Here is a 1,792-nt window from a genome sequence, read left to right as displayed (position 1 = left end):
GGCATCCGCCCGCGCCGCCTGGCACGCGGTGACCGACGTCTGAGTCCGCTCAGGCGAGGGGCGCAAGCACGCGCCGCGGAACGCTACTGACCGCCGCGCGCACCTGCTCCTCGGGCACCCCCGCGCGCAGGCACACCTCCACGGCCCGGTCCAGCGTGAGCGTCGAACCCGCGAGCGTGTCGGTGCCCCGGAGGACCGGACGATCGCCGGTCACCTCGACGGTGAGCTCGCCGAGCGCGTAGACGCCGTCGCCGAGCCCGGTGGCGGCCATGGCATCCGTGACCAGCGCCACGCGCCCCGGGGCCGCGGCGAACAGCGTGCGGATCAGCGCCGGATGCACGTGCACGCCGTCGGCGATGAGCTCGAGCACGACCTCGTCGCGCTCCAGGGCTGCACCGACGGGGCCCGGATCGCGGTGGTGGAGACCCGGCATCGCGTTGAAGGCGTGCGTCAGCAGGCGCGCGCCGTGGTCGAACGCGGCGCCCGCGGTGGCGTAGTCGGCCTCGGTGTGACCGACCGCGACGACGACTCCCGCGTCGGTGAACGCCCGCACGGCGGCGAGCGCGCCCGGCAGTTCCGGAGCGAGGGTGATCTGGCGCAGGATGCCATTCCCCGCGGCCAGCAGGGTGCGGACCGCCTCGAGGGTCGGGGTGAGGAGGGAGCCAGGGTCGTGCGCGCCGCGGCGCCCGGGGGCGAGGAACGGCCCCTCGAGATGCACCCCCGCCGCACCGGGGACGTCGGGGAGGATGCCGCGGAGCTCCCTGAGCCGCCGCGCGAGCCGGTCGAGGGGCGCGCTGACGAGGCTGAGCATCACCGCGTCGCTGCCGCGCTCCCGGTGGTACGCGACCGCGGCCGCCACCCCGGCGGCATCCGCGTCGTCGAAGGAATGGCCGAGCGCGCCATGGCAGTGGAGATCCATCGCCCTCATTGTCGTCCTCCTCCGCACTATCGTGAGGCCCATGGGGGAGAGAACCACCTTCGGTCACGTCGCCGCCGCCGCCCGCCGTCTCCCGGTCACCGCGGCGCTCGTCGTGGTGCTGCTCGCGGTCGGCGTGGCATCCGCGGGTCTGTGGTCGCCGTTCGCGGCGGCACCGCTGCACGACACCGTGGCCTACGGACTCCCCGCGCTGGAGGCCGGCCGGTGGTGGACCCCGGTCACCGGGACGTTCTTCGTGTCGGTGCCGTGGCTGTACGCCCCGATCCTCGTGGGCCTGGCGGGCCTGGGTTACCTCGAGTTCCGCCGCGGCTCCCGGGTCGCGCTCGCGTACTTCGCGGGCGGGCAGCTCGGCGCGGTGCTGCTCGCGTCCGGTGTGCTGTGGCTCGCGGCCCTGCTCCCGTGGCCGTGGGCCCAGGAGCAGGCTGCCGCCCTCGACGTCGGACCGTCGCCCGGGGTGATCGCGGGCGTGGCGGCGGCGGTGTCGCTGCTCCCTTCGCCGTGGCGTCTGCGCGCGTGGACGGTGCTGGTCGCGGTGCTGTCGGTGACCTTCCTCTACTGGGGGTCGCTCAACGACCTCGAGCACGTCCTCGCGGTGGCCCTGGTGCTCGCCGTCGACCGCTCGCTGCGTCCGCAGCGCGTGTCGGTCCGGGAGCAGCGGCTCATCGCGTTCGTGGGGGTCTGCGGGCTCGGGGCGATCGACGTCCTCACCTACCTCAGCCCCACGACGGGGCCTTTCGGCTCCTCGGATCCGGTGTCGGGATCGTGGATCGACGTCGCGGTGAACACCGCGGTCGTCCTGGCGGTGGCGAACGGCATCCGTCGGGGTCGGCGCTGGGCGTGGGTGCTGCTGGTGGG

General features: G+C 74.8%; 1 protein-coding gene and 1 pseudogene. One reads left to right on the top strand and one right to left on the bottom strand.

All coding sequences use genetic code 11. The annotated features are described in order from the left end of the window. Positions 1-49: 49 nt before the first annotated feature. A complete protein-coding gene (locus I5G_RS23000; RefSeq protein ID WP_022879968.1) occupies positions 50-919 on the bottom strand; it encodes an N-acetylglucosamine-6-phosphate deacetylase in 870 nt (289 codons plus the stop codon). 40 nt (positions 920-959) lie between these two features. On the opposite strand from I5G_RS23000, the pseudogene I5G_RS16055 reads away from it, so the two are divergent. Next, positions 960-1,792 (top strand): annotated as a pseudogene (locus tag I5G_RS16055) (hypothetical protein); the annotation flags it as partial.

The sequence above is a fragment of the Microbacterium sp. B19 genome, assembly GCF_000333395.1.
Taxonomy (GTDB): domain Bacteria; phylum Actinomycetota; class Actinomycetes; order Actinomycetales; family Microbacteriaceae; genus Microbacterium.
Note: the sequence above shows the minus strand (reverse complement) of the source record. Positions and strands in the feature narration are given on the sequence as shown.

What these genes read in the sequence shown, in the direction of transcription:
- I5G_RS23000 (WP_022879968.1), bottom strand. Translation starts at nt 919, where the DNA reads ATGGATCTCCACTGCCATGGCGCGCTCGGCCATTCCTTCGACGACGCG.